At 40.4% G+C, this 22,971-nt stretch carries 25 protein-coding genes; 21 read left to right on the top strand and 4 right to left on the bottom strand.

From position 1 onward, the window contains the following. The first annotated feature begins 119 nt into the window (after nt 1–119). The 5 genes from ABXG83_RS12300 to ABXG83_RS12320 all read left to right on the top strand — a co-directional run bounded on the left by ABXG83_RS12300 (nt 120) and on the right by ABXG83_RS12320 (nt 3,885). Nucleotides 120–482: a four helix bundle protein gene (locus tag ABXG83_RS12300; RefSeq protein ID WP_353549165.1), complete on the top strand. Its 363-nt coding sequence runs from the start codon at nt 120–122 to the stop codon at nt 480–482. Nucleotides 483–578: 96 nt separating this feature from the next. Further along, entirely contained in the window at nt 579–929 is a 351-nt protein-coding gene (gene rplS / locus ABXG83_RS12305) for a 50S ribosomal protein L19 (RefSeq protein ID WP_133474606.1), read from the top strand. A 156-nt stretch (nt 930–1,085) separates the two neighbouring features. Next, entirely contained in the window at nt 1,086–1,274 is a 189-nt protein-coding gene (locus ABXG83_RS12310) for a twin-arginine translocase TatA/TatE family subunit (protein WP_178886965.1), read from the top strand. 28 nt (nt 1,275–1,302) lie between these two features. Continuing rightward, nucleotides 1,303–2,742 (top strand): Asp-tRNA(Asn)/Glu-tRNA(Gln) amidotransferase subunit GatA, encoded by a 1,440-nt coding sequence (gatA, locus tag ABXG83_RS12315; RefSeq protein ID WP_353549166.1) that lies wholly within the window; start codon nt 1,303–1,305, stop codon nt 2,740–2,742. Between the two features lie 78 nt (nt 2,743–2,820). Then, on the top strand, nt 2,821–3,885 hold the full coding sequence (locus tag ABXG83_RS12320) for a lytic transglycosylase domain-containing protein (protein ID WP_353549167.1): 1,065 nt from the start codon (nt 2,821–2,823) through the stop codon (nt 3,883–3,885). 5 nt (nt 3,886–3,890) lie between these two features. On the opposite strand, the gene pabB is transcribed toward ABXG83_RS12320, so the two are convergent. The 4 genes from pabB to ABXG83_RS12340 form a co-directional block, all read right to left on the bottom strand. Beyond that, nucleotides 3,891–5,123, bottom strand: coding sequence for an aminodeoxychorismate synthase component I (pabB, locus tag ABXG83_RS12325; protein ID WP_353549168.1), 1,233 nt, complete (start codon nt 5,121–5,123; stop codon nt 3,891–3,893). Between the two features lie 68 nt (nt 5,124–5,191). Then, nucleotides 5,192–5,650 (bottom strand): hypothetical protein, encoded by a 459-nt coding sequence (locus ABXG83_RS12330; RefSeq protein WP_353549169.1) that lies wholly within the window; start codon nt 5,648–5,650, stop codon nt 5,192–5,194. An 87-nt stretch (nt 5,651–5,737) separates the two neighbouring features. Further along, nucleotides 5,738–7,000, bottom strand: a complete 1,263-nt coding sequence (locus ABXG83_RS12335) for an adenylosuccinate synthase (RefSeq protein WP_353549170.1) — start codon at nt 6,998–7,000, stop codon at nt 5,738–5,740. Nucleotides 7,001–7,145: 145 nt separating this feature from the next. Further along, nucleotides 7,146–9,404 (bottom strand): bifunctional (p)ppGpp synthetase/guanosine-3',5'-bis(diphosphate) 3'-pyrophosphohydrolase, encoded by a 2,259-nt coding sequence (locus ABXG83_RS12340; RefSeq protein ID WP_353549171.1) that lies wholly within the window; start codon nt 9,402–9,404, stop codon nt 7,146–7,148. A gap of 132 nt (nt 9,405–9,536) precedes the next feature. Here ABXG83_RS12340 and ABXG83_RS12345 point away from each other — a divergent pair, with 132 nt between their 5' ends. From ABXG83_RS12345 to ABXG83_RS12420, 16 genes are all read left to right on the top strand, one after another. Then, nucleotides 9,537–11,354 carry an ABC transporter ATP-binding protein gene (locus ABXG83_RS12345; protein WP_353549172.1) on the top strand — a complete coding sequence of 606 codons (1,818 nt, stop codon included), beginning with the start codon at nt 9,537–9,539 and terminating at the stop codon, nt 11,352–11,354. A 256-nt stretch (nt 11,355–11,610) separates the two neighbouring features. Then, entirely contained in the window at nt 11,611–12,699 is a 1,089-nt protein-coding gene (gene atpB, locus ABXG83_RS12350) for a F0F1 ATP synthase subunit A (RefSeq protein WP_353549173.1), read from the top strand. 38 nt (nt 12,700–12,737) lie between these two features. Beyond that, nucleotides 12,738–12,950, top strand: coding sequence for an ATP synthase F0 subunit C (gene atpE, locus ABXG83_RS12355; protein ID WP_026768996.1), 213 nt, complete (start codon nt 12,738–12,740; stop codon nt 12,948–12,950). Between the two features lie 95 nt (nt 12,951–13,045). Next, the gene (atpF, locus tag ABXG83_RS12360; protein ID WP_353549174.1) at nt 13,046–13,555 is read left to right on the top strand and encodes a F0F1 ATP synthase subunit B; all 510 of its coding nucleotides are present in this window, start codon (nt 13,046–13,048) and stop codon (nt 13,553–13,555) included. Nucleotides 13,556–13,579: 24 nt separating this feature from the next. Continuing rightward, nucleotides 13,580–14,143 carry an ATP synthase F1 subunit delta gene (gene atpH / locus ABXG83_RS12365; RefSeq protein WP_353549175.1) on the top strand — a complete coding sequence of 188 codons (564 nt, stop codon included), beginning with the start codon at nt 13,580–13,582 and terminating at the stop codon, nt 14,141–14,143. 33 nt (nt 14,144–14,176) lie between these two features. Beyond that, complete coding sequence (gene atpA, locus ABXG83_RS12370; RefSeq protein WP_353549176.1) at nt 14,177–15,754, top strand: F0F1 ATP synthase subunit alpha; 1,578 nt, start codon at nt 14,177–14,179, stop codon at nt 15,752–15,754. A gap of 123 nt (nt 15,755–15,877) precedes the next feature. Beyond that, complete coding sequence (locus tag ABXG83_RS12375) at nt 15,878–16,447, top strand: Crp/Fnr family transcriptional regulator (protein WP_353549177.1); 570 nt, start codon at nt 15,878–15,880, stop codon at nt 16,445–16,447. 84 nt (nt 16,448–16,531) lie between these two features. Next, nucleotides 16,532–16,879: a YciI family protein gene (locus tag ABXG83_RS12380; protein ID WP_353549178.1), complete on the top strand. Its 348-nt coding sequence runs from the start codon at nt 16,532–16,534 to the stop codon at nt 16,877–16,879. Nucleotides 16,880–16,897: 18 nt separating this feature from the next. Further along, entirely contained in the window at nt 16,898–17,266 is a 369-nt protein-coding gene (locus tag ABXG83_RS12385) for a hypothetical protein (protein ID WP_353549179.1), read from the top strand. A gap of 158 nt (nt 17,267–17,424) precedes the next feature. Further along, complete coding sequence (locus ABXG83_RS12390) at nt 17,425–19,632, top strand: TonB-dependent receptor (RefSeq protein WP_353549180.1); 2,208 nt, start codon at nt 17,425–17,427, stop codon at nt 19,630–19,632. Nucleotides 19,633–19,698: 66 nt separating this feature from the next. After that, nucleotides 19,699–19,977 carry a 2TM domain-containing protein gene (locus ABXG83_RS12395; protein WP_353549181.1) on the top strand — a complete coding sequence of 93 codons (279 nt, stop codon included), beginning with the start codon at nt 19,699–19,701 and terminating at the stop codon, nt 19,975–19,977. Between the two features lie 54 nt (nt 19,978–20,031). After that, nucleotides 20,032–20,658, top strand: coding sequence for a hypothetical protein (locus ABXG83_RS12400; protein ID WP_353549182.1), 627 nt, complete (start codon nt 20,032–20,034; stop codon nt 20,656–20,658). A 51-nt stretch (nt 20,659–20,709) separates the two neighbouring features. Continuing rightward, complete coding sequence (locus ABXG83_RS12405) at nt 20,710–21,372, top strand: hypothetical protein (RefSeq protein WP_353549183.1); 663 nt, start codon at nt 20,710–20,712, stop codon at nt 21,370–21,372. 2 nt (nt 21,373–21,374) lie between these two features. After that, entirely contained in the window at nt 21,375–21,986 is a 612-nt protein-coding gene (locus ABXG83_RS12410) for a hypothetical protein (protein ID WP_353549184.1), read from the top strand. A 3-nt stretch (nt 21,987–21,989) separates the two neighbouring features. Continuing rightward, entirely contained in the window at nt 21,990–22,676 is a 687-nt protein-coding gene (locus tag ABXG83_RS12415) for a hypothetical protein (protein WP_353549185.1), read from the top strand. Next, the gene (locus tag ABXG83_RS12420; protein WP_353549186.1) at nt 22,669–22,962 is read left to right on the top strand and encodes a transcriptional regulator; all 294 of its coding nucleotides are present in this window, start codon (nt 22,669–22,671) and stop codon (nt 22,960–22,962) included. The genes ABXG83_RS12415 and ABXG83_RS12420 overlap by 8 nt, the downstream gene beginning before the upstream one ends. Nucleotides 22,963–22,971: the final 9 nt, after the last annotated feature.

Genomic DNA, 22,971 nt, shown 5'->3' on the forward strand with positions numbered 1-22,971 from the left:
AAGCTACAAGCTTCAAGTGGAGCTTAGAAATACACAAATTATACTTAAAAGATGCCACTACTGATGTACCGTAGTGGCATCTTTTATTTTGAGACTGAAATATTTCAATATGTCAGTCTATGCGAAATTTTAAAGAGTTGAAGGTTTGGCAAAAGAGTTTTGAGTTATCCATTGCATGTTATAGGCTTACCGAGTCATTTCCTGCTTCAGAACGCTATAATCTTATCAGCCAGGTCAATAGTGCAGCCATTTCTATTCCATCAAATATTGCGGAAGGAGGAAGTCGTAGTAGTGAAAAAGAATATCGGCGGTTTTTAGAAACTGCATTGGGGTCGGCTTACGAATTGGAAACTCAGATATTGATAGTAGAAGCCTTGTGTTATGCGAACGCAAATAGCTTAAAATCAATTATTTACAAAGTTAAAGAGGTTCAAAAAATGCTAATTGGATTGATTCGCACCATCTCCAAAACGAGCTTGTAGCTTGCGGCTTGTGGCTTGTAGCCCAAAAAGAACTATTTTTCTTTTGGAGAATCCCCTGCCCATCCTTACCTTTGCCGTCCGCAAAAATTAAATGTTATGAACGCAGCAGTTCAGTTTGTACACGAGCAGTTAACGGTAAAGAAAGAATATCCTAAGTTCAAAGCAGGTGATAATATCACTGTTAACTATAAAATTATTGAAGGTGGTAAGGAGCGTATCCAGAGCTTCAGAGGTGATGTGATCAAATTACAAGGAAATGGAGCTACTGCTTCATTCACTGTACGTAAGATCTCTGATGGAGTAGGTGTTGAGCGTTTGTTCCCTATCCTCTCTCCAAACATCGATTCTATCGTTCTGAATAAGACCGGTAAAGTTCGTCGCGCTAAATTGTATTACTTACGTGAGCGTAGCGGTAAGAGTGCTCGTATTAAGGAAAAAAGATTCTAATCTAATTCTGGCTATAGTGAAAGCGGAAACTGATAACATCGGTTTCCGCTTTTTTTATGGTATCCAAGACCAAATATTTATCCATAAACTTTGCTGTTAAAATAGATAATTCACTCTTGTTTTACCTTACCTTTGATATCCTCAAAACATATTTTTATGGGTAATTTAGGATTTCAGGAAATTTTATTGATCGCAGTGGTGGTACTGGTATTGTTTGGCGGAAGAAAGATCCCCGAATTCATGCGTGGACTTGGTAAAGGTATCCGCGAGTTCAATGATGCAAAGAACAATGTGAAAAAAGAACTGGAAGAAGGCATCAAAGAAAAGGATCAAGCTGCACAATAGTATTTCATTTAAAAAAGCCTTTTAGCCTTTGTTTCGTTTTAGCACAATCAAAGACTATCATAAAGCATTACAGAACGGCCAAACCACCTGTGTGGAGGCCGTTCGTTTTTATATCAATAAGATACAAGCCGATCAGCACTTAAATGCCTGGCTTGAAGTATATGCAGATGAAGCCTTGGCAGCTGCAACAAAACTCGATGCAGAAAGGAAGTCTGATACAGTACTATCGCCTTTATATGGCGTGGTGGTTGGACTAAAAGATGTGATCTGTTATAAAGATCATCGAGTATCCGCATCCTCCCGGATGTTGGAAGGATTTGTATCCGTTTATCATGCTACTGCTACAAAGAAATTATTAGATGCCGGAGCCATCATCATCGGTAGACAAAACTGTGATGAATTTGCGATGGGTAGCAGTAATGAGCATTCTGCCTTTGGTCCAGTTAAAAATGCTTTAGATGAAGCCCGGGTTCCGGGTGGCTCATCTGGAGGTTCAGCCGTTGCCGTTCAGGCCGATCACTGCATGATCAGTTTAGGCAGTGATACTGGTGGATCGGTCAGACAACCTGCGGATTTTTGTGGGATTATCGGACTCAAACCCGGTTACGGAAGGATATCTCGTTACGGACTGATCGCGTATGCTTCTTCTTTTGATCAGATCGGCATTTTCGGAAAAAATATAGAAGATGTGGCATGTACGCTACAGGTCATTGCCGGTGCAGATGAGTTTGATAGTACCGTTTCTCAGCTACCTGTTCCGGATTATACTGCTGCATTGGAAAACAGGGATGACCATCCCAAACGGATCGCTTACTTTAAAGAAGCCTTGGATCATCCGGGCTTGGATCCGGCTATCAAAGCTGCTACTGAAGGCTTTATCAAAAAATTAACAGCCCATGGATATATTATCGAAGCTGTTGATTTTGAATTACTTGAGTATATCGTTCCTACTTACTATGTTTTAACCACGGCTGAAGCTTCTAGTAACCTTTCCCGGTATGATGGGGTCCGATTTGGACATAGATCTACTCAGTCAACAGATGATCTGACAGACTTCTATAAATTATCTAGAAGTGAAGGATTTGGTAAGGAAGTAAAGAGAAGGATCATGCTGGGAACTTTTGTACTCAGTGCCGGTTATTACGATGCCTATTTCACTAAGGCTCAGCAAGTTAGAAGAAAGTTGCAGTTGCTTACAGAATCTGTTTTTGCTTCTTATGACGCTATTATCTTACCAACCGTACCGGCTCCAGCATACCGGATAGGAGAGCTGCAAAACGATCAGTTGGCTATGTTTTTAGGCGATATTTATACAGTGTTTGCCAATCTGGTTGGCATACCCGCTATTTCCATTCCATTATTCCAACACCCTAACGGGATGCCCTTTGGCTTACAGATTATGACTTCTCAGGATGATGAGGTATCTTTGCTTCGCCTTTCAAAACAGTTTTTAGAGTTGTCTGAATAAGAGACCTGCTGTTTTGAGCATAACCCAACTTACTGCAACCCATTACTGAACTTATTGATAATTAAAGGATTTGATCACATGAAGTGGTTTGGTATCAGCATACAGAGTCATATCAGCACCAGCAAAGCATTGTTGGTCTGCTTTGCATTTGTGGCAGGTTCATTGGGTATGATGTCTTTTACAGCTGCTAGTATAGGGGCAGCATCCACGGATCACGATTCTACCCTGAATGATAAAAGCGGCTTTAAAAGCCTGTTTACTACTCAGCGCTTTGATGCTTCGAAACCTTATGAGGCACAGCTGAATCCAAGAGCAGTAGCATTCGTTCAAGAATATGTTCGAAAAAATGGGGAACATCTGGAGAAAATGAAAAGCTGGGGTAAACCTTACTTTGATCTCTATGATAATGTACTGACGGTATATGGACTTCCAAAAGAGATGAAATATCTCAGTGTGATTGAAAGTCATCTCGGATCCAATGTAGTGTCTTGGGCGGGTGCAGCAGGACCTTGGCAGTTAATGCCCTATGAAGCAAAACGTTTTGGCCTTCGTGTGGGTGCTGTTGATGAACGATTGGATTATTACAAAAGCACACATGCCGCTGCTAAACTCATGCGTGAACTATATGCAGAATTCAACGACTGGTTATTGGTTGTTGCTGCATACAATGCAGGTGCCGGCAGAGTTAAACAGGCAATCAGAAAATCAGGGAGTAAAGAATTCTGGGACCTGCAATATCATTTGCCGGAGGAAACGAGAAACCATGTTAAAAAATTCATTGGTACCCATTATGCATTCGAGGGTAGTGGGGGCTGGACAACCATGACGGCTGCTGAAACAGAGCAGAAAAAAGCAACTTTACAAAGCACAGAAACAGTGCAGTTAACCACGGATGAGATCAATAACTCAACCGTAGTTGAAATAGCAGGCAGGTACAATTCGCTGATCGTCTCCAATGCACTATTGATGAATCTCAACCAATTCAATCGTTGGAACCCTAATTTTGATAAGACCTTGGCCGAAGGGAAAAAGTATTCCATGAGAATACTGAAAGACAAGGAACAGATATTTCAGGCTAAAAAACAACAATTACTGATGGAGTCGTTGAAATCATTGTTGGAAAGTGCTTCTGCTTCCCGATAAGTGATTTAATTTCCTTCGAGTACACTTCTGATCGCTGCAGCTTTTACCAGACATTCTTCATATTCTTTTTCAGGATCACTATAAAAAGTAATACCGCCACCAACCTGGTAGCCCAGATATTGGTTGCTACTGTTGTAAAGAATGCTTCTGATGACCACATTAAAATCAAAGTCTCCGCTTGGACTGATATAACCTACAGCACCGGAATATAATCCACGTTTACTTTGCTCATATTGTTCGATTAGCTCCATGACCCTTTTTTTAGGCGCGCCGGTCATGCTACCCATCGGAAAACAAGCTTTGATGATATCGGTAAAGTGATTTGAGGGATCCAGTACTCCGGCAACAGTAGAGATCATCTGATGTACTTGCGGAAAACTATAAATACCAAACAGCTCAGTTACTTCTACAGATCCTTGTTGACATACTTTACTCAGGTCATTCCTCACCAGATCCACCACCATTACATTCTCACTTTTATCTTTTTCGCTGTTCTGTAATTGTTCAATCAGTTTTTGGTCTGCTTCCGGATCTGTATGATGGCGAGGAATGGTTCCTTTAATTGGTTGTGATAATAATCGATCTCCCTTTTTTTGCAAAAACCGTTCAGGGCTGGCACAAAGCAGGTATTTATCAGTTAGTCGATAGTAACAGGCAAAAGGATTGGGTGAGACTTTCGTGAGTTGTAGGTACAGATTCAATGGTTCGATATCAATATCTTTTGCAAAAAACTCCTGACAATAATTGATCTCATAACAGTCGCCTCTTTGTATATGCTGTTTGAGTTGCTGAATAGTTGCCAAGTATTGTTGCTTATTCATTTTAGGTTGAACAGCAATAGGAGGCTGAGGGCGATTTACAATTAAGGGTGCAGCTTTTATAGAGGCATAAATATCAGTAGCATCCGTACCATCATACACTTCAATCTCCAGTGTCTGATCTTTTAGTGAAATCACTGCTGCAGGTACAAAGAAGAAAAGATCAGGGAACTGAATGCCGTCAGGATGTTCAGAGCTAAGATTTTCGATTTGATTCTTGATGTCATATCCCAGATGACCAAATATCCATTTACCGGTATGGGTATGGATGAATTCATCCAGTATTTTCAGAGAAGCATTGGCAGGTATTGCGGCGGTTACGCCGCAAGCCAGCATGCACTCAACAACTGAGGCTGAACTTTGGTATTGATGATTGTCCAGAAAACAACAAATGTTGAACTGATCGGCCCAGTTCAACATTTGTTGTTTGGTTTCTATACTATCTGTTATAGAGAAAGAATAGGTGATAGATCGCTTATTTAAGCCGATTAAAAATCATCATCGTCATCATCATCGAAACCGCCATCTTTATCATCAAAGAGGTCGAATTCTTTGAAGTCTTCATCCAGACTGAAATCATCGTCATCGCCTTTTTTCTTGGCGCCACCTGTTGCTTTCTTTCCTTTGCTTTTAGGAATATCAAATTCATCGAAGTCAGGATCCCAATCATCCTCTTCATCTTCAGATTTTTCCCAATCATCGGATTCATCATCTATGTCTTCATCGTCGTCATCATCATCATCCGATTTTGATTTTTTCGACGAAGATTTAGATGCTGTTTTTTTGGAAGAAGCTTTGAGATCCATCTCATCATCATCATCTTCCAAATCATCATCATCGTCTTCCATTTGCTTTTTGCTTTTTGGAGACGGTTTCTCACCAGCACTTTTTGGTGCTGCTTTCTTGGGGGTGGAGGATTTTTTATCCTTATCAGATCTTGCTGCCATATTTCCAATAAGATTAACTGCGTAAAATTTCAACGCAAATTCTGATTAACCAAAAAAATTTTTTTGTTACAAATGCGATGCCACAAACTAGATGGCTACAATCTGTTCTCTGCCTGGTCCGTTTGAAACATATTTAACAGGTGCACCAACATATTTGTTGATGAAATCGATATAAGTTGTCATGGTTTCAGGTAAAGAACCCGCATCCTTGATACTGGTGCTATCTATTTTCCAGCCTGAAAAACTTTTCCAAACGGGGTCAATATCTACACCAGACATCTGAAAAGGAACTTCGGTGTGTTCCTGTCCATTGATTTTGTAAGCGGTACATACATTCAGCGTCTCAAAACTATCCAATACATCGGCTTTTGTCATAATGAGCTGCGTAACACCATTGATCATGCAGGCAAACTTCAAAGCAACCAGATCAATCCAGCCACAACGACGCGGACGTCCGGTAGTAGCACCGAATTCGCTACCAATTCTTCTTAGTTCTTCTCCGGTTGCATCATTCAATTCAGTTGGGAATGGACCACCGCCTACACGTGTACAATAGGCTTTGGTAACACCCAATACTTCATTGATCTGTTTTGGAGAAACCCCTAATCCGGTACAAACACCCGCAGAAATGGTATTGGAAGAAGTAACAAATGGGAATGTACCGAAATCGATATCCAGCATACTTCCCTGTGCTCCCTCAGCTAATACTTTTTTACCTTCTGCTAAACTTTTATTGATAAAGTATTCGCAATTGATAATATTCAATGTTCTCAGAAATTCAATCGCATCAAAAAACTCTTGTTCTGCCGCAGAAATATCTTCTGTAAAATTGAAATTATTCAATAAGGTCTGATGCTTTGTGCGTAGCTCTTTGTATTGTGCATCAAAAGACGGGCTTAAAATATCTCCCACTCTTAATGCATTTCTTCCTGTCTTATCCATGTAAGCAGGTCCGATACCTTTCAAAGTTGATCCGATCTTGGCATCACCTTTTTGTAATTCTGATGCTTTATCCAAAGCACGATGGGTAGGCACGATCAGATTCGTTCTCTGTGAGATGAACAGATTCTTGCGAACATCAATACCGTAAGCTGCAACAGCATCGCACTCACGCTTTAATGTCACCGGATCAAGCACCACTCCATTACCAATGATATTGATTATATGCTGATGAAAAATACCGGAAGGTATCTGGTGCAACACCATTTTTTGTCCATTCACATATAAGGTATGTCCTGCATTCGGACCGCCCTGAAAACGGGCAATGATATCATATTTGGGTGCAAAGTAATCTACGATCTTTCCTTTGCCCTCATCACCCCACTGTAAACCCAGTAAAACGTCCACCATAAGTTTGCTTTGAATCGCGGCAAAAATAGGAGATAGTTTGGGGTTTCTGGAAGAATATTTTTGGTTGGAGAAAGTTAACAGTTGACAGGAAAACCAATCTTTCTTCTTGCTGTCAGCTGCTAACTAATATCTGTCAACGCGCTCTTCATTTCTCATTTTCCGTATCAAATCGATCTACCCGCTGAATACCATTTAGTGATTTCAGTCTGTCGACCAACTCTTCCAGTTCCTCTTTGTCGTGTACGAATATTTTGATGGTTCCTTCAAATAAGCCTTCGCTTGATTCGATGGTTAATCCCGCAATATTGATCTTAAGGTCACCGCTGATTACATTCGTGATTTTATTCACAACCCCTACATCATCCAAACCAATGATCTTGAGTCCGGTAAGGAAAGAAATTTCTTTGTTCTTCGCCCATTTGGTCTTTACCACTCTATGCCCATAATTAGCGAGTAGTTGTGCTGCATTTGGGCAACCGGTTCGATGTATGATCAGTCCTTTTCCCGTGCTCACAAAACCAAACACATCATCACCGGGTATGGGATTACAGCATTTGGCCAGCGTATACATGATCTTATCACTGCTTTCACCAAAAATGATCAGCTCAGAATCTTTTTTGCTGTATGTTTTTTGTGCCGGATCTGTAATGATCTCCTGAACAACAGGTTTGGGTTTAGGCACTTCGATCTTATCACCTAAAACCTGAAAATCTTTTAGTTCTTTCAGATCAAGCGCTTTGGTGGCAATTTTATAATGAAGGTCTAGCGATGATGGAAGTTTATAGAATTGAACCAGTTCTTCAATATTGTATGAACTATAAGCCGCGCCCATACTCTCCAATTTTCTTTGAAGTATGTATTTGCCGTCTTCCGCCACTTTTCTCTTTTCTTCCCTTAAAGCATCTTTGATCTTATTCCTTGCTTTGGCGGTTACCACAAAACCCAGCCAGTCTTCAGAGGGCTTTTGTTTATTGCTGGTGATGATCTCGATCTGATCGCCACTTCTTAATTTATGGCTGATAGGTACCAACTTGTGATGCACTTTGGCGCCAATACATTTACTACCAATGGCAGAGTGAATAGAGAATGCAAAATCGAGGGCTGTACTTCCCATGGGAAGCATTTTCACCTCCCCTTTGGGGGTATATACATAAATTTCTTCGGCAAGAAAAGAAGTTTTGAAATCTTGTAAAAAGTCGACCCCTTCTGTGTCCTGTGTACTCAAGACCTCTCTGATCTGTCCAAACCATTTATCAAACCTGTCTTCCTCATTATTTCCTTCCTTGTATTTGTAATGAGCCGCCAAACCTTTTTCAGCGATCTCATTCATTCGTTTTGTACGAATCTGAACCTCTACCCATTTACCCTGCGGTCCCATTACGGTCGTGTGTAAGGCTTCATAGCCATTGCTTTTGGGATTGCTCAGCCAATCTCTCAGACGCTCGGGAGAAGGCATATACTCATCAGTGATCATGGAATATACTTTCCAACAATCTTCTTTTTCTTTTTCAGCCGGGGAATCCAGTATCACACGAATGGCGAAGAGATCATACACTTCTTCAAAAGCCACGCCCTTTTTTTTGATCTTATTCCAGATAGAATGAATGCTTTTTGGGCGACCATAAATTTCAAAATTGAAATTGGCTGCCTGCATTTTTTCCTTTAACGGACGAATAAATTCATTGATATAACGGGTTCTTTCTCTCTTGGTCTCAGCGAGTTTTTTGGCAATATCTCTGTAAGCTTCCGGCTCCATATATTTCATGGAGAGATCTTCCAGTTCGGTCTTGATATTGTACAATCCCATTCTGTGTGCCAGCGGTGCATAAACCCATACGGTCTCTGAAGCGATCTTTAATTGTTTTTCCCGCTTCATATGATCCAACGTACGCATGTTATGCAAACGATCTGCCAGTTTGATCAGAATCACCCGAGGATCATCCGTAAGTGTTAAAAGGATCTTTTTGAAATTCTCCGCTTGTTGTGATGTGTTGGTATCCATCACGGTTGAGATCTTGGTAAGACCATCTACAATTCTTGAGATCTCAGTACCAAATTCTCGTTCAATATCTTCAAGGGAAATATCTGTGTCTTCAACGGTATCATGTAATAATGCGCAAATGGTACTTCTAACACCTAAGCCGATCTCTTCCACGCAAATCATTGCTACAGCTATCGGATGAAGTATATAGGGTTCACCACTTTTTCTGCGCATGGTTTTGTGTGCATCGGCTGCCATTTGAAAAGCATGACGCACCAATTCTTTATCACCTTTTTTGAGCTTTGATTTCAGACTTCTTAAAAGGGCACGATAATGTCTTAATATCTCATTTTTTTCCTGATCAGCATTCAGGTTATAACGGGGTAAAACCACCTCTACAGTAGTATCTTTCGCTTGCTCCATATCTGAATACGAATATACGAATAGTCCATAGACCATAGACCATGGACTATGGACCATGGTCTATGCCCCCTCCCAAAAATTACAGCATCGGTAAACTCTGCCCCGTCATAGTTGTTACCTTTGGCAACTGTCATGAATGAAACGAGTAAAAAGAAGGTATTTGATTTTTCCTTACTAGGCAGGGTATTCCATTTCGTGAGGCCTTATAGAGGGATGTTCTATCTCAGTTTAGTGTTGGCTGTGGTCATGGCTTTGTTTGCGCCTATCCGACCTTATTTGATCCAGCTGACAGTGGATAAAGCAACGGGTAAATCCATTCATATTCCGGGTTGGTTAGAAACGGTACTTTGGAATACCGATCTTTCTGATGCCAGCCGATTCATAATAGCAGTTACACTTTTTCAGATTGTATTCCTGGTTATTGAAACATCGATCCGTTTCATCTTCAGTTTTATAACAGCATCCATGGGGCAGCATGTGGTGAAAGACATGCGTATCGCTGTTTATAAAAAGATATTAGGACTGAATCTGCGGCAGTTTGATAAAACGCCGATTGGTACACTTACTACCCGAACGATCGATGATATTGAAAGGATCAATGATATCTTTTCTGACGGTCTTATCCCGATCATTGCAGATTTACTTACGATCATTATAACACTTGCTACCATGTTCTGGATGGATTGGCGTTTGACACTCATCAGTCTGGCCCCCTTTCCGATCATGATCATAGCAACGTATTATTTTAAGGAGAGTGTCAATAAAAGTTTCGTAAAGGTTAGGAATGCAGTGGCTAGTCTGAACGCTTTTGTACAAGAACATATAACTGGAATGCAGGTGGTGCAAGCGTTTGCGGCAGAAGAGCGGGAGATGAACAAGTTTAAGAAGATCAATGCCGAACATCGCAACGCGAATATCAAAGCCATCTTTGCCTATTCAGTTTTCTTTCCCATCGTAGAAGTGGTGCTTGCACTCAGTACCGGATTACTCGTATGGTGGATCGCCGGTAAATCTTTGGACGCAGGATTACTCATGGCATTCATTTTATACCTGAACCAAATATTCCGTCCCTTACGCGTCATTGCTGATAAGTTCAATGTGTTACAAATGGGAATGGTGGCAGCAGAAAGGGTGTTTAAAGTATTGGATAACACAGATGAGTTATCTGCTGCTGATCATGGAAGCTATCAGCCTGCAATTATCAAAGGTGATATTGCTTTTGAGGATGTTTCCTTCGCATATATAGACGAGAACTATGTATTGAAAAGTGTCAGCTTTCAGGTAAAAGCCGGAGAGACCGTTGCTTTGGTTGGACATACAGGCAGTGGGAAAACATCGATCATCAGTTTGTTGAATCGATTGTATCATATCCAAAAAGGAGTGATCAAAATCGACGGAGTTAATATCAATGAATATGATCTCGATCGATTGAGAAAAAGTATGGGTGTGGTCTTACAGGATGTATTCCTGTTTTCGGGTTCTGTTTTAGACAATATTACCCTCCGTGATCCATCCATTCGTAAAGAACAAGTGGAAGAAGCAGCAAAGCTCATTGGGGTGCATGATTTTATTATGCAATTGCCGGGTGGCTATGATTACAATGTGATGGAAAGAGGAAGCACGCTTAGTTTGGGACAAAGACAGTTGCTGTCATTCATCCGTGCATTATTATACAATCCGTCTATTTTGATTTTGGATGAAGCGACTTCGTCCATCGATACCGAAAGTGAAATACTGATCGAAAAAGCCATTGATAAACTCATCTCAGGCCGAACATCCATTGTCATTGCTCACCGGCTTTCAACGATTCGTAAAGCGGATAAAATTATCGTGCTGGATAAAGGTGAGATCAAAGAGATCGGTAGTCATGATGAACTCTTGCTCATGGGCGGATTTTATGCCAAATTGCATGAGATGCAGTTTGAGAAAAAGAAGGCTGCATTGGTGTAAAAATTCGTCTGAAACTGACGCATTATTATTTAGTGTAATACAATTTCGTTTTTTTACTACCAAATACCCTAAAAATAAACGTAAAGTAAGCTAACAGATGGGGTACTTCCACAGCCCTGACAGGTCTCGAAAAAATCAAAATCTTCTTGGAAAATGACCTAAACGGGAATGGTTGATTTTTTTCTTTGTTTTCCTGCTTAGACTTTCCTTTTTCACCCCCTTTACCCCTATCTTTGCCGCAAATTTCGAGACAGGTATGGCCCGCATGAGTGTAAAATCTTTACTGGTAGCGACTTTCAGCCTTTTCACATTGCTGTTTTCTACTTTTTCATATGCCAATGAAACGCCTCAATCTGCCGCTGCAGGTCATGGCGAAGGCGACTTTAATGTAACTGAGACCATTCTCGAGCACATTAAAGATGACCATAGCTGGCATTTGTGGGGGCATACAACCCTTCCTTTACCTGTGATCCTGTATTCTGATAAAGGCTTAGAGGTATTTTCTTCCGCGAAATTGATGGACGAACATCATGAGCCTGCGATGTATGCAGGTAATTATAACTATAAAACCATCGAGGGTAAGATCAAAGTGGTGAATGCGGATGGTTCTATTGATGAAGCAGCTACAGCCAAAGTGTGGGATTTTTCTATCACCAAGAACGTAGCCTCTTTATTTGTTTCGATCCTGATCTTATTATTGGTATTCCTGACCGTAGGCGGTGCTTATCGTAAGAGAGGTGTGAAATCTGCGCCTAAAGGATTACAGTCATTCATGGAACCGATCGTATTATTTGTGCGTGATGAAGTGGCTAAGCCAAATATCGGTCACAAGTATGCGAAATACATGCCTTTCTTATTGACCATTTTCTTCTTGATCTTGATCAATAACTTTTTAGGATTAATTCCATTCTTCCCTGGTGGAGCGAATGTGAGTGGTAATATTGCGTTTACGATGACCTTGGCGGTATTCGTATTCATCGTAGTAAACCTGAATGGTAATAAAAGTTACTGGGAGCACATTTTCTGGATGCCGGGTATGCACTGGTCCATGAAATTGTTCCTAGCACCTATTGAATTGATTGGTGTGTTCACCAAACCTATTTCATTGATGATCCGATTGTTTGCGAACATTACTGCGGGTCACATCCTTGTACTGAGCTTAATCTGCCTGATCTTCATATTTAAAACTGTGTTTGCATCTGCTATTGCGGTTCCTTTTGCAGTGTTCATCGGATTGATCGAATTGCTTGTGGCATTCCTGCAAGCATACATCTTTACCATGTTGAGCGCTATGTACATTGGAATGGCAACAGAAGAGCATCACCATGAAGCAGCGCATCATTAATAAAAACTTTTTTTCACTCACAATTAAAACATAAAACAATGGTAGTAGGAAGTGTTGCCGCAATCGGCGCTGGTTTAGCTGCTATCGGTGCCGGAATCGGTATCGGTCAGATCGGTAAAGGTGCAGTAGAAGGTATTGCACGTCAGCCGGAAGCTGCTAACGATATCCGTGCAAACATGATCGTTGCTGCGGCTTTCGTGGAAGCGGTTGCCCTGTTTGCGGTGGTAGTTGCCCTGTTGGGTAACGGATAATCCGTTCAACTTTTTATACGGACCCCATGCAAAGGGCGGAAGGGTCCGTATAACTTTCAAAGAAAGAAATTTCAAACGCTGTATAAACATAGTTTATGTTATTAGAGATCAACCCGCTGGTATTACCTGATATCGGATTAGTATTCTGGAATACTGTAGCATTCATCGTTTTATTCTTTGTATTGCGCGCCTTCGCTTGGAAGCCAATGCTGAAAGCGATCCATGATCGTGAACAAGGAATTGAAGATGCTTTGAGCAAAGCCGATAAAATGAAGGCTGATATCGCTGCAATGCAGAGTGAAAATGAAGCATTATTGGCTAAAGCCCGTGAAGAAAGAGCTCAGATGATCAAAGAAGCGAAAGAAACCGCTGATAAAATGGTAGCTGACGCTAAAGAGAAGGCCAAGAATGAATATGACAGAATTGTTGCCGATGCACAAGTAGCGATCAACCAACAAAAGAATGCTGCTTTAACTGATGTTAAAAATCAGGTAGGTTCTTTAGTGGTAGAAGTAGCTGAAAAAGTATTGCGTCGCGAACTGAGCAATAAAGCTGAGCAGGAAAACTACATCAAGCAACTGGCTGATGGAGTAAAACTGAATTAATCAAATTCTCAAACTGAATAATAAATGCAGAATCCACGTTTAGCAGGAAGATACGCTAAGAGTCTGGTTGACCTCGCAACAGAAAAAGGTCAGCTGGAAACAGTGTACGCAGATATGAAGTACCTGCAGGCTGTTTGTAAAAGCAGCAGAGATTTTGTAAATCTGTTGAAGAGTCCGGTAATCAAAGCAGATCAGAAGAATAGCATTATCAGCAGCGTTACCAATGGTAAAGTGAGTGAGCTGACAGCCGCATTCAATAACCTGTTGGTGAAAAAAGGACGCGAAGGTGATCTGTATGAGATCGCTAATGCATTCATCGATCAATACAATGAGATCAAAGGCATTCACAAAGTAGTATTAACCACTGCGGTGCCTGTAAGCGACGAACTGAAAAAATCTATCGAACAGAAGGTAAAAGGCGACAAAAGTTTTGCCAATGTTGAACTGGAAACCAAAACAGACGAAAGTCTGATCGGTGGATTTGTTCTGGAATTCAATAATAACCTGGTTGATGCAAGTATCTTGCGCGACCTGAAAGACATCAAAAAACAGTTCCTGCAGAATTTATATGTTCAGCAGTTACGATAATAACAAACACAATCATCATTAAAAGAATACAGTATGGTGGACATTAAACCCGATGAAATATCAGCGATACTGAGACAGCAGCTCAGCAATTTCAATGTATCTGCCGATTTAGAAGAAGTGGGTACCGTGTTACAGGTAGGTGACGGTATCGCCCGTGTGTATGGCCTGAATGGCGTACGCAGTGGTGAACTGGTTGAATTTGAAAACGGCACCAAAGCCATTGCCCTGAACCTTGAAGAAGACAACGTGGGTGTGGTATTGATGGGAGAGAGCAGTGATATCAAAGAAGGTGCTAAAGTAAAAAGAACCGGTAAGATCGCCTCTATTAAAGTAGGTGAAGGTGTGGTTGGTCGTGTGATCAATACCCTTGGAGAACCTATTGACGGTAAAGGTCCAATCGCTGGTGAATTATACGAAATGCCTTTAGAGCGTAAAGCTCCTGGGGTAATCTATCGCGAGCCTGTTAAAGAACCATTACAAACCGGTATCAAAGCGATCGATGCGATGATCCCTGTTGGTCGTGGTCAGCGTGAGTTGGTGATCGGTGACCGTCAGACCGGTAAAACCGCAATCTGTATCGATACCATCATCAATCAAAAAGAATTTTACGATGCAGGTAAGCCTGTATATTGTATATATGTTGCGATCGGACAAAAAGCTTCTACCGTTGCCGGTGTTATGAAGACTTTGGCTGATAACGGTGCAATGGCTTATACAACTATCGTATCAGCTTCTGCATCTGATCCTGCACCTCAGCAGTTCTATGCTCCATTTGCTGGTGCCGCTATCGGAGAATTCTTCCGTGATACCGGTCGCCCCGCATTGATCATTTATGATGATCTGTCTAAGCAAGCGGTTGCGTACCGTGAAGTATCTCTGTTGTTGAGAAGACCTCCCGGACGTGAAGCATATCCTGGTGACGTATTCTACTTGCATAGCCGTTTGTTAGAGCGTGCCGCGAAAGTGATCGCTAATGATGATGTTGCTAAAAACATGAACGATCTCCCTGAATCTATCAAACATCTTGTAAAAGGTGGTGGTTCTTTGACCGCATTGCCGATCATTGAAACACAGGCAGGTGACGTTTCTGCATACATTCCTACGAACGTAATTTCTATCACTGACGGACAGATCTTCCTAGAAGGTAACTTGTTCAACGCTGGTATTCGTCCGGCGATTAACGTAGGTATCTCTGTAAGCCGTGTGGGTGGTAACGCGCAGATCAAATCCATGAAGAAAGTAGCAGGTACACTGAAACTGGATCAGGCCCTTTATCGTGAGATGGAAGCCTTCTCTAAATTCGGTGGTGACCTCGATGCTGCTACCAAACTGGTATTGGATAAAGGTGCTCGTAACGTGGAGATCCTGAAACAACCTCAGTACACTCCATTCTCAGTAGAAAAGCAAGTTGCGATCATTTACTTAGGTACACAAGGTTTGTTACGTGAAGTAGCTGTGAAAAAAGTGAAAGACTTTGAAGCACACTTCCTCATGGAAATGGAAAACAAACTTCCTGATGTACTGGCTGAATTCAAGAAAGGTAATCTGCCTGAAGACGGTATCAACAAAATGGTTGAACTGGCGAAGAGCTTAATGCCTCAGTACAAATAATCAGTCTTAGTTTAACTGACTATACAAAGCCCCGGATTTTAGTCCGGGGCTTTTTTTGTTAAACCGATTGACTGTCCTAAATGTAATTATTGGTAATTTTCATAGATACAAATCATTCAACCTATGCATGAGGTTTTAGAAAAACACATCAGAGCTAAACTCGGTACCGATACTGAGGGGTTGGAAGAAGTGATCTCTTATTTTCAACCCCTCGAGTTGAAGCGTAATGAATACCTTTTAAGAGAGGGAGAACTTTGCAGATCTTGTTATTTTATTGTGAGTGGTGTCATACAAGTATTTACAATTGATGCGGTAGGTAATGAAACAACCCGTGATTTTATTTTAGAAGAACATTGGTTGATGGAGATCAACAGCTTTTTACAACAAATACCCTCTAAAGAATTTTTCCGTGCCGCAGAAGCATCACAAGTACTATTCATCAATAGGGATCACTTTATGGAATTATCGGTACGATTCCCGCAATTTGAAAAAATGTACCGACAGATATTAGAGCTGTCTTATGCTAATTCTGTTTATCGGATCAATAGTTTTGTTTCAATGGATGCACTTGAACGTTTGCGTTGGATGATGGATCATCAACCTAAACTATTCACACGTTTATCCAGCAAAATGATCGCTTCTTACCTGGGCATCTCTCCCGAAACCTATACCAGACTAAAAGGCAAGTTGTAAAATCTTGACATTTGTCAAGAGCCACCTATACTAACCTTTTCATTTTTGTGAGGACCAAATTTTAAAACCTAAATCTTCACAATCATGAAAGAGTATCTTTTGTTATTCTACAATCAATCCGGGAACGGACAGTATATCACTTCGCCTGAAGATATGCTGGAAGACATGCCCAAGTGGCAACAGTGGATCGGAAATATCGCAATGCAAGGAAAATTGGTATCCAGTAAACCGATAGAATTTGATGGCACAATCGTCTATCAGCAAGGAGTACAGAATGGTCCTCTTATTCAGCAACAAATCTTGTTAACAGGTTATCTGATCTGTAAAGCTGAAAGTTTGGATGAAGTAACAGACTGGTCGAAAAGCTGTCCCATTCTGAAATATGAAAAGGGAGTAGTGGAGATTCGCCCGATCATGCCATTTGAAATTTAAACTTCAACACAAAATCTTATGCAAAAAATATTATCACTTGGGAAATGGCTCTTTATACTGTCATTCCTATTATACACCGGACTACATTTCGGATTACCACAAGTTGGTGCGGATATGATTCCTTCTTTCTTTCCTGCACGACTTTTCCTGAATTATGCAACAGGTGTTTTGATCACCGCATTTATTGTGAGTTGCCTGATCGGTAAATACGATCAGCTGGCTTCCTTGCTCATGGCTTTGTATGTTTTGCTGATGATCTTCCTGATCCATATTCCCAGAGCAGCCGAAAGCAGTAATGATATGCTGAATATTTTCCGCAATATCATGGTGATTGGAGCCTTGTTAATGTATGCAAAGGCATTCGCAAAGGATAGATGGATCGTTTAAAACACTAGTAAACTGATAAAAAATCGGAAAGGAATTGCCATACGCAGTTCCTTTTTTATTGAAAATCAATCAGTTGATTTGCTAATAAAAAAGTTTTATTTATAATTTGGTTTATAAAATAAACTATTCTATGTTTGTCCTGTCAAAACAACTGAGCAATGAAAAAATGGATGATAAGTCTGATGATGGTACTGCTAGTGAGTGGTATTCAAGCCCAAATCAGAGTAACCGGTTCTGTAAAAGATCAAAGAGGTAGAATCCTTGCAGGTGCCAATATTGTAGTCAAAGGTTCTTATGATGGAACCGTATCTGATTCTACCGGTAGCTTTTCTTTCAAGACCTATGAAAAAGGAAAGCAATTCATCGTTGCAAGCAGTATCGGAAATAAAACAGTAGAGCAGGAAGTGACAATTGATTCTCTTCCTATTCAAATTGATTTTATACTGAAAGAAGAGATCAGTGAACTTAAAGCAGTTACAGTAACGGCAGGAAGTTTTGAAGCAGGCGATAAGAAAAAAGCTGCTACCGTATTAAGTTCTTTAGATGTATATACAACCGGAGGAGCCAATGCTGATATCTCTGCTGTGGTAAAAACGTTACCCGGTGCACAACAAGTAGGTGAGCAAGAAGGCTTATTTGTACGAGGTGGTGCCGGTTATGAAGCCAAACAATTTATCGATGGAACTTTAGTGAACAATCCATTCTTTGCCAGTGTGCCGGATATTGCATCGCGCGGACGTTTTGCTCCGGCGCTTTTTAAAGGAACGGTATTCAGCACGGGTGGCTATTCAGCATTGTACGGACAAGCATTGTCTTCTGCACTCATCATGGAAAGTATTGATATTCCGGATCGTTCAGAAGTATCTGCATCTATCTCAACAGTCTTTCTTGGAGCGGGTTTACAAAAAGTCGCAAAAGATAAAAAATCATCATGGGGAGGTAACTACGGTTATACCAACTTGCTTCCCTACTTCAGTATCGTCAAACAAAAACCTGATTATTTCCGCATGCCTGAATTTCATACGGCAGATCTCAACTTCCGTATGAAAACCAAAAATGGAGGTATGATCAAGTACTATGGAACTTTTGGAGCCAGTGATCTTGGTTTGCGCAGACCGAATATTGATGATCCTAATTTGAAGAATGCTTTTGGTCTGAACAATATCAACGTCTATAATAACCTTAGCTGGAGAGAAAATCTGGGTAATGGCTGGAAGATGAATCTGGGATTGGGTTACAGCACAGATTACAATGATATAGATCAGGAAATACAAAACCAACAAAATCAAAAGACCACAACCGGACAGTCTTGGATCGATAACAATAATTTTCAGATCAAAACACGTTCTGACTTATCACAAATCAAAGCTGTTTTTGATAAAAGATTAAGCGGTATCAGTGTCTTGCGAATGGGTGGTGAATACATGTATTTCTATAATCGTAGCACATTTAACAATCAGACCGCAACATTACCGGATCATTTCAAGGCGTTATTCTCAGAAGCAGATCTTTATATCACCAATGATCTGGCTGCGAAAGTGGGTGCACGTTTTGAACATTCTTCTTTGATCAACAAAGCCAATATCGCACCTCGTTTATCACTCGCTTATAAAACAGGGAAAGGAGCGCAGATGAGTATTGCATATGGCGAATTCTATCAGAAACCGGAAAATAATTATTTGTATGCCACTACTAATTTCGGTTATGCCAAAGCCACACATTTCATCGCGAACTATATTAAGAATACCGCTTTACAAACCTTTCGTGTAGAAGCTTTTTACAAAAAATATGATGGACTGGTAAAAACACATCCTTCTTTCAACAATGCAGGAGCTGGTGATGCAAAGGGAATAGAATTATTCTGGAGAGATAAAAAAACATTCAAAGGTTTAGATTATTGGGTAAGCTACTCTTACCTGGATACCAAACGTGATTTTTTGAATTATCCTAAACAATTGCAACCAACATTTGCAGCCAATCATACCGCTTCTTTTGTGATGAAACGTTTCATCAGCAAGATCAATACAGGATTCAATTTCACGTATTCTTATGCTACCGGTCGTCCTTATTATCACTTAGTACAAAGTGGAAGTCAGTTTACGATTGCTGATCAAGGTAAAACCATCGATTATCATAATCTCGGATTCAGCTTTAATTATCTGACTTCATTGGGTAAAGCATATGCAGTAATAGTTGGCTCAGTTACAAATGTGCTGAACAGTAAACAAATATTCGGATACAATTACTCATACAATGGACAAAGAAAAGAAGCCATCACACCTCCGGCGCCGCAATTCTTTTTCTTAGGTGTGTTCCTGAGTTGGGGTGTGGATAGAAGGCAGGATGCTATAAACAATAATTTATAAGCCTCAAGCTGTAAGCTATAGCTTACAAGGAAAAAAATCAAGAAATAAAAAATCAAACATAATACCATGAACAACGAACAACGCGATGAACAACTTTGGCAAATTGCGAAGGCCAGAGCCGGATTCAAATGGGCGCTCTTTAGTTATCTGATCGTTAATGCCTTTCTGGTTGTGGTATGGTTCTTCACATCAGGAATCGGCTCTTACTTCTGGCCTATCTGGGTAATGCTAGGATGGGGTGTAGGTCTGGCTTTTCAATACTTCCATGCCTATCACGGAACAAAATTTTTAACCGCAGCGGAAGAGTATGAAAAGTTGAAGCAGCGAGAGGAAAATAAAAAGTGAAAATTCAAAAAATAAAATCAAGAAATCAAAGATCAAAAAATCAAACTTAAAACCATGAAACAGATCATTATCATTTTATCGATGTTTATTGCCGGACACCTGGCTGCACAAACTAAATATGAGGCCGGAATACAAAAAGGGTTGGAGCAATTGAGTGCTGCAAAAACAGCAGAAGATATGGCGGCAGCATCTGCTTTCTTTGAACGTATTGCGGATGCGGAAAAAGACAAATGGGTTCCCTACTATTATGCTGCATATGCAAATCACCTTACCGGTTGGATGAATCCAAAAGCAGATAAGGATAAAGTGGCAGAAAAAAGCAAAGACCTCTTGAGTAAGGCTGAAGCATTGGAAAGAAACGCTGATACTTATTGCATGCGTCAAATGATCGCTGTTCAACAAATGACCGTTGATCCAATGGCTCGTTGGCAGACCTATGGTACAGAAGCTTCGAACGCATTAGCAGAAGCCAAGAAAGTAGATGCCAATAATCCACGTATCTATTTGCTCGACGGACAAACCTTGATGAATACTCCGGAGGCATTCGGTGGTGGTAAAGCAGTTGCAAAAAAATTATTTGAAAAAGCAATACAATTGTTTGAAACGTACAAGCCACAAACTGCCATGCATCCGAATTGGGGTAAAGATCAGGCAACGAAATTGTTAGCTGCTTGTCAGTAATTTTCTGATCCTTATTCACTAAACAAGATTGTGATCTAATAACTTTAAAAGATGGAGCAATTATTTATTCCTCTCTTGATACTCCATATAATTGGTGGTAGTGCCGGATTGATTACCGGCACTATTGCCGCATCTGTTAAAAAGGGCTCCAAGCCTCATCTGATATCCGGGAAGATATTTTTTTGGGGAATGTTCATCGCCTCTTTCAGTGCTTTGATTTTGAGTTGGATTCCCGGACATGAAAGTCTTTTTCTTTTTGCAGTAGGAGGGTTTACTTTATACATGATCCTGAGTGGGTACAGAATCGTACTGTTGAAAAGAAAATCAAAACAACAAGAGCGAGCTTTTTTTCTTGAAGATTATCTGATCACGCTGTTTGGATTTTCGTTTGCGGTTTTTTTAGTGATCCAGTCTGTGAAAGGGTTAGTGGATGGAAATACCTTTAGTATTGTTCCCGGTGTATTCGGATTGATATGTTTGAGCTATGTGCTCTTAGATATCAGGTTAATGACTGGTAATACCACCGTTAAACAATCATGGTTATATAATCATATCGTAAGAATGATGGGCGCCATGATTGCCTCTTATACTGCATTCTTGGTAGTAAATATTGAGATCGAAATGCAATGGATACTTTGGTTACTGCCGACTGTAATAGGTAGTATCTTTATTACGATCTTTTTAAGAAAATATACCAGACCCAAAAAACAATGACCATGTCAAACATTGATTATCCAAACGATCATGAAAAATCATTCTCTCCGGAAGAGAGTCTGCAACTGATTCAAACCATGATCCGGAAGACAAAAGATTCGGTTGCAGTTGATAGTTTTTATCTGCTGTTCTGGGGATGGCTTGTATTTACTTGTTGTATCGTGGAATATGTATTGATGGTCTATTATAAATACCCTTATCACAGTTTTGTCTGGTGGACCATGCCTATCGGTGGCATTATTTCGGGTGTTTATAGTTCTCGACAGGCAAAAAAACAAAAATCGTTTACCTATATCGAAGAAGCACTAAGCTATCTATGGCTTTCGATAGGGATGGCATTTTTTGTAATGGTATTCATCAATGTTGTTTCTGAAGCATGGAAGACGGCATTCACTTATTATATTCTCATGTATGGTATTGGCACTTTTGTGAGTGGTAAACTGATCCGTTTTAAACCACTTGTTATAGGGGGCATCATTAACTTTATCATCGCTGCTGTTTCTATAAAGTTTAATTTCGCAGGCCAGTTACTGATGGGAGCGCTGGCCATATTGATCAGCTATATCATTCCCGGACACTTATTGCGTATCCGATACAACACCAAAAAGAACTAATTCATGGCAGACCAAAAACAAATGACCGAACAGGAAAGCCTTGACCTGATCACTAACATGATCCAAAAGGCCAAAGGCAGCTATCATGAAACCGGTATTGGATCTCTTTTATGGGGAACCGTTGTGACCATAGCATCCGTGACCACTTATTTTGAACGTACATATGATTTCAGCATCGGGTTTGATATCTGGTTGATCGTACTCGCTGCAATCATCCCGCAGATCGTTATTTCAATACAAGAGAAGAAATCCAATAAAGTTAAAAAATATGAAGACGATGCTTTGAATGCTGTTTGGCTTGTATTTGGTATAACCATCTTCGGATTAAATATCTATCAGATCATTGTTCCTAATGTGACCAATGAATTTATCAAGATCGAAGGATGGCAACTCACCAAACATTATCTTGATAACAGCAAAGCAGATGAACCTATTAGTACCTTCACGCCAAGTATATATTCCTTATTCATTCTCATCTATGCATTGCCCACATTGGTTACCGGTATTGTGAAAAAATTCAAACCGATGTTGTATGGAGCTTTGATCACTTATGGACTTTTTATTTGGTCTTGCTTTACTATTTCAGAATATGATTTTCTATTGGGAGGCGTTGCAGCCTTGATTTGCTGGTTCATTCCCGGTGTGATCTTAAGAAGAAAATACTTAGCACAACAGAAAGCGAATGTTTAAAGAACTGGATCCCATATTACATTCTCAGTTAAGACTGGCTGTTGTTAGTTTGCTCATTGGCGTGAAAGAAGCTGAATTTACATTCATCCGTGAGAAGACCAATGCTACAGCGGGGAATCTCAGCGTGCAGGTGCAAAAGCTCAAAGAAGCAGGGTATATCGATGTGACCAAACAGTTCAAAGACAATTATCCCCAAACAACCTGTAAAATAACACCCAAAGGCATTGAGGCCTTTGAAGCCTATGTTCAGGCACTCCAGCAATATCTTCAGGTTGGAAAGGAATAAGCTCCTTTC

The sequence above is a fragment of the Sediminibacterium sp. KACHI17 genome (assembly GCF_040362915.1).
Taxonomy (GTDB): Bacteria; Bacteroidota; Bacteroidia; order Chitinophagales; family Chitinophagaceae; genus Sediminibacterium.